This is a genomic window from Mycobacterium persicum (genome assembly GCF_002086675.1).
Classification (GTDB): domain Bacteria; phylum Actinomycetota; class Actinomycetes; order Mycobacteriales; family Mycobacteriaceae; genus Mycobacterium; species Mycobacterium persicum.
In genome coordinates, this window is the sequence record NZ_MVIF01000044.1 from 33,903 (window position 1) to 42,705 (window position 8,803).

Below are 8,803 nucleotides of genomic sequence, written 5' to 3' on the forward strand. Positions count from 1 at the left end.
CCCGCGACGCCCGCTCGCGGCGAACACGCCCGACCGGTCGTAGCCGGTGACTATCGGGGACTACTGGGGGACCGTCACCGAGGTGGCCCCGTGGCCCGTGCCGTAGTGGGCCGGGTGACCCCCATTGATCAGGTCGTGTAGGGCCAGGATCGCCGTGATGCGGCCGGGCGCGGCGTCGACGTCGTCGACGGTGCTGATGGTGGCGGCCATGCCGGCATCTGCACGGGTGACCGCGACCGCCGCGCTGCCGGTCGACGAACCATCCCGGCCGGCGAGCACGGTGCCGGAACCGTGCGGCGCCAGCGCGGCGGCGAACCGCGCCACGCTGGCCCCCTGGTTGCCGGCGTCCGCGGGCAAGCCCCCGCCGGTGATGACGATCGCGGCGTTTGCCACATCGATGTGATCCGCGGGCTGATAGGTGATGAAGCCGGTCTCGCGCAGCGCCGCCAGCACGGTGCCGCGCTGGGCGTCGTCCACCGGCGGGGCCTGCGGATTGGTGGAGTTGGCGGGGGTCAGCATGGCGATCCCCAGCAGGTCACCGGCCTGTGAACCCTGGTCGACGAGCTTGGTGCTCAGCTGGGTACCGGCGGGCAGGATCGACGAATTCACCACCGACCGCAGCTTTTCCGCCGAGTTGGCTTCAACGAACTCCTGGGTCAGCGACACAGTGCCGACGACCGACCCTCCGGCCTGCCCCACAATTTTCGACACCATGGCGACGTCGTCGTCGTTGGCATCCGGGGTCCGAAAGATCACCACCGACTTGCCCGCCAACGCGTCGTGCACAATCCGCCCAAGCACCTGGTTATCGAAACTATTTGCCGCGCTGAGCTTTTCGTTGAGCGCGTTGCGCTGGTCGTTGAGTCCGGTGATCTGGGCGGCCAGGTCCCGCTTCTCGTTACGCAAGCTGGACAGCAGCGTGTCGGAGAAGAAGCCCGAACCGAGCACCACTCCAATCGCCAACGCCAGGAAGACGGCAGCCAGCGAAATCGCATGTTGACGTAACGAGATCATGAAGGCACCGTCCTCGAAGGGGTCAGGTCACCAGGTTCTGCACCCAGAGGGAGAAGCGGTTCCAGTAGTCAATGATCCAGTGCAGCACCACACCATCGGTGCGTGACACCCACAAGACGACGATGATGGCAATCAGCATCGTCAACGCCAACAGCGCAATGGCTCCAGCCGAAATGTGGTTGCGGTACAACGTCGCGACCGCCTTGGCGTCCACCAGCTTCTCCCCCACCCGCAGCCTGGTGAGGAAGGTCGACGGGTTGCTTTGCGCCCGCGTCCGGTCGAAGAACGTCTCGATGTTGGCGGTGTGGCCGGCGGTGACCAGCAGTGCGGCGCCGTGGTGATCGGCAAGCAGCAACGCCAGGTCGATCGCCGAGCCGGCGGCCGGGAACGTCATCGCCCCGACACCGAGATCCTGAATGCGCTCCAGGCCGGGCGCGTGGCCGTCGGCGTCGGCGGGCAACACCACCTGGGCGCCGCACTTGAGCACCTCGGTGCTGATCTGGTCGGGGTCGCCGACGATCAGCTGCGGACGGTACCCGGCCTTGCGCAACACGTCCGCGCCGGTACCGACGCCGACCAGCACCGGTTGGTACTCCTTGATGAACGGCTTGAGCGCTTTGACGTCGTCGGTGGCCCTAGGCTCTTCCCCGACGATCACCACGTGCCGGCGGCGCATGTCGACGTCGATGTCGGGGATGCCGATTCCGTCGATCAGCAGCGGGCTCTCGCTCTTGATGAACTCGATCGTGTTGCCGGCGAACGCCTCCAGATGGGCGGCCAGCCCGCTCTTGGCCTCCCGCATCAGGTCGGCGATGTCGTGGTCGCTGCGCTCGGTACCGCGGACCAGCCGGCGATCGCCCGAATACAGGCCGCCTTCGTACAACCGGATCTTCGAACCGTCTTTGACCTTCTTGAAGACCTCGGGCCCGGTCTCGTCGATCAGGGTGACCCCGTTGTTGACCAATACCTCGGGGCCCAGGTTCGGATAGCGACCCGAAACCGACGACGATGCGTTGACGACGGCGGCGACGTCAGCTTCCACCAGTGCGTCCGCGGTGATCCGGTCCAGATCCAAGATGTCGAGGACCACGATGTCACCGGGACAGACCCGCCGCAGCAGGCGGTCGATGTTCCGGTCGACGCGGGCGGTGCCGACCAGACCTGGCCGGGCGGTGTTACGAGACAGAAGTGCGGACATCTTCATGGGGGCGATTCTGTCGGGGATGCACGGCCGGAGCCGGGAGGCGCGCCGTAACATCAGCCCCATAAGTTATATAGAGTCACAACTGTCACACACGACGCCGCGCGGCGCCGAGTTGTTGGCCGATCGCGACCAGATGGCAACACGACGTCGACGTTGGGAGGCTAGATCTGGTCGTTCTGCGCGGCGTCGAGCAGCTCACGAGCGTGGGCGCGGCCGCTGTCCGACTCACCCAGTCCGGCCAGCATCCTGGCCAGCTCGGCGACGCGCTCCTGGTCGTTCAGCCGGCGTACCCCGCTGGCGCCGCCGCGTCCGGTGCTGTGCACCGTCAAATGCACGTCGGCATACGCAGCCACCTGGGGCAGATGCGTGACCACGATGACCTGATGGGTGCGCGCCAGCTTCGCCAGGCGTCGCCCGATCTGGACGGCCGCTCTGCCGCCGACCCCGGCGTCGACCTCGTCGAACACCATCGTGGTGCCGACTGTTTGTTTCCGCGAGGTCGCCAGCACCACTTCCAGCGCCAGCATCACCCGGGACAACTCACCGCCGGATGCGCTTTTGGCCAGCGGCAGCACGGTCATACCGCGGTGTGCGGCGAAGCCGAACTCGACGTTGTCGATGCCATCGGCACCGGCGCGGGCCGGCTCGCCCGAAGGCAACGTCAACGCGACGGGATCGTCGTGCTCGGCCAGGTCGGTGTTCACGCCGATGGTGAATTCGGCGTCTGCCATCGCCAGGGCGGACAGCTCTGCCGTGACCTCGGTGGCCAACTTCTTGGCCGCTTTGCGCCGAATCTTGCTCAGATCGACTGCCGCTTGGGCTAATTCGCGCTCCAGCTGCTCGGCGCGGCGTTCCAGCGCCGCCAAGCCCTCTTCGGAGACGTCGAGTTGGCCCAGCCGGTCCCGGGACTCCCGAGCCCACCGCAGCACCCCGTCGATATCGGCGGCATACTTGCGTGTCAGAGTACGCAATTGGGCTTGGCGGGCCAGTTTGGCGTCCAGGGTGCTGGCATCGGCCGGCAGCTCGTCGACATAGTTGCCAAGCTCCCCGGCCGCATCGACAATCACCGTCAGCGCCTCGCCGATTTGCTCGGCCAGCGCCCGCAGCATGGCATCGTCGGTCGATTCCAGAGCCGCCCGGGCACGCCCGAGGCATTCGGTGGCACCGACGCCGTACGTGTCGTCGGGCCCGCCGGCCAACGCCGCGCGCGCCCCCGACGCGGCTTCGCGCAGCGTATCCAGCTCGGAGAGCCGCACGATGTCGGCGACCAGCGCCTCGTCCTCGCCCGGCTGCGGGTCCACCGCGTCGATCTCGTTGAGGGCGAACTGCAAACGGTCCGCCTCCTGGGCCAGCTCGCGCGCCCGGTTACGCCGGTCAGACCGGTCCCGCCGCGCCGACAGCCACGCGTCGCGCAGCTTGCGGTAGCGCTCGCACGCGTGGCCGCTGGCCGCGAAGCGGTCCAGCGCGCCGCGTTGTTCCTCCGGTCGCAGCAACCGCAACTGGTCGTTTTGGCCATGCAGCGCCAGAAGTTGGTTGGTGAAACCGCTGAGCGACTTGGCGGGCACGCTGCGACCGCCGAGGTAAGCACGCGACGGGCCGTTACCGCTGACCGAGCGCAATGCGATCACGCTGTCGTCCTCGTCGCGCTGCGCCCCGGAGGCGTCCAGGATCTCGTCGAGCTTGGCGACCGTGGCATCGTCGAGATCGGTTGTGACGAAACGGCCTTCGACAACGGCGCGATCAGCCCCGGACCGCACCCGGGTCGGGTCGGCCCGCGCACCGCCCAGCAACTGCAACCCGGTGACCACCATGGTCTTACCGGCACCGGTCTCGCCGGTGAGCACGGTCAGCCCGCGATCGAACTCGGCGGTGGCGGTGCTGATGGCGCCCAGCGACTCGATTCGGATCTCAGTGAGCACCGGTTACTTCCCGCGCCAACCGGTCACCGGCAACTGGAACTTGGTCACCAGACGGTCGGTGAACGGCGCGCTGTCTAATCGTGCCCATCTGACCGGCGTGTCACAACGGGTCACCTCGAGCCGCCCGCCGGCGGGTATCAGCATTTCGCGGCGGCCATCGCAGAACACCAGGGCGTCGTGACCGTCAGCCTCGATCTCGATCGCGATCCGGGCATCCGGACTGGTGACCATCGGCCGGCCGAACAACGCGTGAGCGTTGTTGGGCACCACCAAGATCGCCTCGAGATCCGGCCACAACACCGGGCCGCCCGCCGAGAACGCATAGGCGGTGGACCCGGTCGGCGTCGACACCAGCACCCCGTCGCAGCCGAAAGCCGACACCGGACGGCCGTCGATTTCGACGACCACCCCCAGCACGCCCAGCCGGGGGCCCTTTTCCAGGCTCGCTTCGTTGAGCGCCCAGCCCTGGTCGATGACGCGGCCGCCGTGGCGCACCGCGACATCGAGGGTCAGCCGATCTTCCACCCGGTAGTCCCGTGCCACCACATGTTCGAGCACCAGGTCGATAGCCTCAGCCTCGGCTTCGGCCAGGAATCCGATCCGGCCCAGGTTGACACCCAACACCGGAATGCTGGCGTTGCGGGCCAGCTCGGCTGCCCGCAGGAAGGTGCCGTCACCGCCGAGCACCAGCACCAACTCGCAGCCATCGGCAGCGTGCGGGTCGGCGTTGACCACCTCGATCTGCACGCCCCGGGCTCGCATGTCGTCGGGAGCCAGCCGCAGCGATCCGCGGTTGACCGCCTCGGCGGACAGCACTCGAAGCCCAATATTGTTGTCGCCCAATACTTTCTCGACGCGACGCGCGGTTTCGGTCGCCTCGTCGCGTCCGGTGTGGACCACCAGTAGGACGGTGCGTTCGGTGCTCGTCTGTGAAGTCACTGCGGCCCCATGCTCATCGTCCGGCGCACCGCGGCCACCAGTTCGTCGCCGGCCAACCATCGATCGGTCTGTGCGCGCAACCACAGGAAGTATTCGACGTTGCCCGCCGGACCCCGAAGCGGGCTGGCCGCGACATCGACGGTGTGCCAACCCAGCTCGTCCGCACGCCGCGAGACAGCCAGCACCGCGTCCGCGCGCAACTGCGGGTCCGAAACCACCCCGCCCGGACCGACCTGCCCCTTGCCCACCTCGAACTGTGGCTTCACCATGGGAACAATATCTGCGCCCGGCGACGCACAGTCGATCAGCGCGGGCAACACCGTGCCCAGCGAGATGAACGAGAGGTCGGCCACGATGAGGTCGACGCAGCCGCCGACCGCCCCGGGCGACACGTCGCGCACATTGGTCCGCTCGACGACCACCACTCGCGGATCGCTACGCAGCGACCAGGCCAGCTGGCCGTAGCCGACATCGACGGCAACCACTTCGGCGGCACCCCGGTCCAGCAGCACCTCGGTGAACCCGCCGGTCGACGCGCCCGCATCGAGGCAGCGCCGGCCTTGAACGGGAACCGCGAAGGCATCCAGCGCGCCGATGAGTTTGTGGGCACCCCGCGAAACCCAGCCGCGGGCGCCATCCGCCGCGACGGTCAACGCCGCGCTGACGGCCACGGCGGTCGCCGGCTTGACCACCGGCAGGCCGTCGATGCGCACCTTGCCGGCTTCGATCAATTCCGCAGCCTGGTGACGAGATCGCGCCAGGCCGCGCCGCACCAGCTCGACGTCAACGCGGGCACGCCGGGCCACCGTTGCCCTCAGCCCTTCTCCGCCGACTCCAGGGCCCGCAACAGCACGTCGTGAGCCTCCGACAGACGGCGCGCGATGACCTCGAGCTCGGCAAGAGACGGCCCGTTTTCGGCGTCGTCGACATCGGGCAGCTGGGCTACCAGGGCTTCGATTTCCGAGCGAATCTGATCAGGGTCAATAGTCATTGCGCTCCCTACGCTAGTTGCCGCCTAGTCACCGCGCTCCAGGGACCAGCGGCGCAATGCGTCGCGGGCCACCTCGTCGCCGGCCCCGATACTGACGGGCCGTCCGTCCGGATGCGCGTCCCAGATCGCGCTCGCGACCGCACGTACCACCGAGAGATCATCCCCGTCCTGGTCACCGGTGGCGCTGACCGTTACCGTCGCGTCGGCGACGTCGACCCGCCAGCCCGGCTGTGACCCTATCGCCAGCAGCTCGCCATCATGGTGCAGGCAGCGCAGATCGTGGCCAAGATACGTGGGACGCTGCCGCGGTGGCGCGAACACCGCGTCCCGCGCGCTGTTGACCCCACTGAGCACCATCAGGCTCGGCAGCCCCGCGGCGTGGGCACCTTCGATGTCGGTGTCGAGCCGATCGCCGATCACCAACGGCGCACGGCAATCGCCGCGGGCCACGGCGTCGGCCATCAATTGCGGACCCGGCTTGCCGGCCACTTGCGGCTCGGCGCCGGTGGCCGTGCGCAGCGCCGCGACCAGTGACCCGTTGCCCGGCAGCAGGCCGCGTTCGGTGGGCAAGGTGGGGTCGACGTTGGCCGCCACCCACAGGGCGCCGGCCCGGATGGCCAGCGCGGCCTCGGCAAGCTCAGGCCAGCCGGTGGTCATCGAGAGACCCTGAACCACGGCAACCGGTCCGTCGTCCCAGCGACGCACCGGACGCAGCCCCACCGCGGCGACCTCGGCCCCCAGCGCGTCTGTGCCCACGATCAGCACGGGTGAACCTGCAGGGAGCTGATCGGCCAGCACCCGGGCGGCGCTCTGCGCGCTGGTGACCACGTCACTGCCGGCGGCGTCGAAGCCGAGCTCGCGCAGATGCGCCGCGACCTCGTCGGCGCTGCGCGACGCGTTGTTGGTGATGAACAGTTTGCGGCTGCTCACCTCCGCCAGCGATTGGACCGCGCCCTCGGTGGCCCGCCGACCGCGAAATACCGTCCCATCCAGGTCGATCAGCAGGCAATCATACTGCTGCGCAAGACTTTTCACCTGATGCTCAACCCAGCTCGGCGACCCGGTCTTCGGCGTCGGTGACGCCTTCCAGGTCAGCGTCGGCGGCGCGCAAGAACCATCGCATCGCCTCGTCGCGACGCCCGAGCGCCAACAGCGTCTCGGCATAGGCGTAAAACAGTCGCGCCGCCGTCGAGCCGGTGCGGGCCGGGTCGAGCTGGGGCGTCGACAACACGGTCAGCGCCTGCTCCAGCTGCCCGAGATCGGCACGCGCGCCGGCGGCGACAATCCGCAACTCGTCGGCGTCATCGCCGCTCAGCTGGGCCGCCTCGGGGCCGCGCGCAAGTTCGATAGCTCGCAGCGGGCGGCCGAGACCGCGTTCGCAATCGGCGATCAGCGCCAGCAGCGGGGATCTGCTGCCCATTCGCCGCGCCGCGCGCAACTCGGCCAGCGCCTGAGCCCACTCGCCGCAGCGGTAGGCGGCGATCCCGACAGCCTCGCGAACGACGGCGATCCTGCCCGAGCGGGCCCGGGCCGCACGCGCGTGGCTCAGGGCGGCTTCGGGATCCTCGTCGAGTAGCTCCCCGGCGGCCACCAGGTGCCGCGCCACCGCATCGGCGGTGGCCCGGTCCAGGGTGCTCAGCTCGCGCCGGATCTCCGGCGCCAGTTGCTTGGCATCCACTCCCGGCGGGATCGCCGGCCCGTCCCGAGACTCGCGGGTTACCTCGGAAGGTGCCGATCGCGGGTGAGCCGGGCGAGCCCGGCCCGGACCCGACCAGGGAACGTCACGCTTTCGCTGTGGACCACGCCGCGGTACACCACCCGATGCCGGTCGCGGCCTGCGTTCGCCGCTGCGGTCATGCCTGTCGTCGACCACCCGCTAGAGGTTACGGGCACATCCGATCAGCTCACAATCGGTCCTCACAATCGGTCTATGCCTGTAGCCGATTGGGCAACAGCGGGTAGATCACCGCCGGGCAATACGTCGCGATGGCGACAATGGTGAATGCGGCTGCCACATCGTGCGACATCCCGTTGTCTTCGGCCATTTTCGCGACGACGGATTCGAACGTCCCGTCCGGTTGGACTGCCATCGGGCATACCGACCGGCCGATCGCCATCGCCGCCGCCGGCTGCCCATATGAAATGCCGGCGTTGTTCAAGGCCGTCAGGAAGGCATTACCCATCATGTCGGCGTGCGTGGGTGCCGCCATGGTCGCGGACATGCCAAGCACCCCGGCAGCCGAGGCCAAGAGTCGAAGGGCCATCATCGATGCCGTCATCTCCGCCTTCTCATCTGTCGGTTCTTGGACACGTGCCACATAAATCGCTGAATACACTGCTGGGCGGCGGTCACATTCACAACACGGTGCGGTAAAGGTTTGCCCACTAACCCGTTTCGCAATCGATCTGCGTAGCCGCGAACGTCTAGAGACGGCGATTTCATGCGCACGTTCGCGCCGAGCACCCTGTCCCCCAATCGGGGGACACGCGGACCCCGCTACTGGGGGACCCAAATTTTCCCCCGGCTATTAGCCAGTTGTGGGATAGCAGCGGAGTGCCAAGCCTCGGAAGATTGGTCTCGGAGCGGGAACTGAAGCATCACGAACCCGCTCCGGAGGCCAAGGAAGCGAGGAGTTCTCCCAGATGTCCCAAGAACTCCTGCACCGCGCGACCGAGGCCGCCAACCACTAGAACTTCGGCGGGGGTCCCATCGCCTCCCACCCCCCAAGTCTGGGA

At 68.1% G+C, this 8,803-nt stretch carries 9 protein-coding genes; all 9 read right to left on the reverse strand.

The window, feature by feature from the left end:
* Nucleotides 1-60: 60 nt before the first annotated feature.
* The 9 genes from BST40_RS15055 to BST40_RS15090 all read right to left on the reverse strand — a co-directional run bounded on the left by BST40_RS15055 (nt 61) and on the right by BST40_RS15090 (nt 8,346).
* A complete protein-coding gene (locus tag BST40_RS15055) occupies nt 61-1,014 on the reverse strand; it encodes a copper transporter (RefSeq protein WP_083154609.1) in 954 nt (317 codons plus the stop codon).
* A gap of 22 nt (nt 1,015-1,036) precedes the next feature.
* On the reverse strand, nt 1,037-2,218 hold the full coding sequence (gene steA / locus BST40_RS15060) for a putative cytokinetic ring protein SteA (protein WP_075549558.1): 1,182 nt from the start codon (nt 2,216-2,218) through the stop codon (nt 1,037-1,039).
* Nucleotides 2,219-2,379: 161 nt separating this feature from the next.
* Entirely contained in the window at nt 2,380-4,137 is a 1,758-nt protein-coding gene (recN, locus tag BST40_RS15065) for a DNA repair protein RecN (protein ID WP_083154610.1), read from the reverse strand.
* Between the two features lie 3 nt (nt 4,138-4,140).
* Nucleotides 4,141-5,076 (reverse strand): NAD kinase, encoded by a 936-nt coding sequence (locus BST40_RS15070; RefSeq protein WP_075549560.1) that lies wholly within the window; start codon nt 5,074-5,076, stop codon nt 4,141-4,143.
* On the reverse strand, nt 5,073-5,882 hold the full coding sequence (locus tag BST40_RS15075; protein WP_083154612.1) for a TlyA family RNA methyltransferase: 810 nt from the start codon (nt 5,880-5,882) through the stop codon (nt 5,073-5,075). The genes BST40_RS15070 and BST40_RS15075 overlap by 4 nt, the downstream gene beginning before the upstream one ends.
* 8 nt (nt 5,883-5,890) lie before the next feature.
* Nucleotides 5,891-6,067, reverse strand: coding sequence for a hypothetical protein (locus tag BST40_RS28985; RefSeq protein WP_089025165.1), 177 nt, complete (start codon nt 6,065-6,067; stop codon nt 5,891-5,893).
* Between the two features lie 24 nt (nt 6,068-6,091).
* Nucleotides 6,092-7,102: an HAD-IIA family hydrolase gene (locus tag BST40_RS15080; RefSeq protein ID WP_075549562.1), complete on the reverse strand. Its 1,011-nt coding sequence runs from the start codon at nt 7,100-7,102 to the stop codon at nt 6,092-6,094.
* A 7-nt stretch (nt 7,103-7,109) separates the two neighbouring features.
* Nucleotides 7,110-7,940, reverse strand: a complete 831-nt coding sequence (locus BST40_RS15085) for a tetratricopeptide repeat protein (RefSeq protein WP_089025166.1) — start codon at nt 7,938-7,940, stop codon at nt 7,110-7,112.
* Between the two features lie 55 nt (nt 7,941-7,995).
* Nucleotides 7,996-8,346 carry a DUF732 domain-containing protein gene (locus BST40_RS15090; protein WP_089025167.1) on the reverse strand — a complete coding sequence of 117 codons (351 nt, stop codon included), beginning with the start codon at nt 8,344-8,346 and terminating at the stop codon, nt 7,996-7,998.
* Nucleotides 8,347-8,803: the final 457 nt, after the last annotated feature.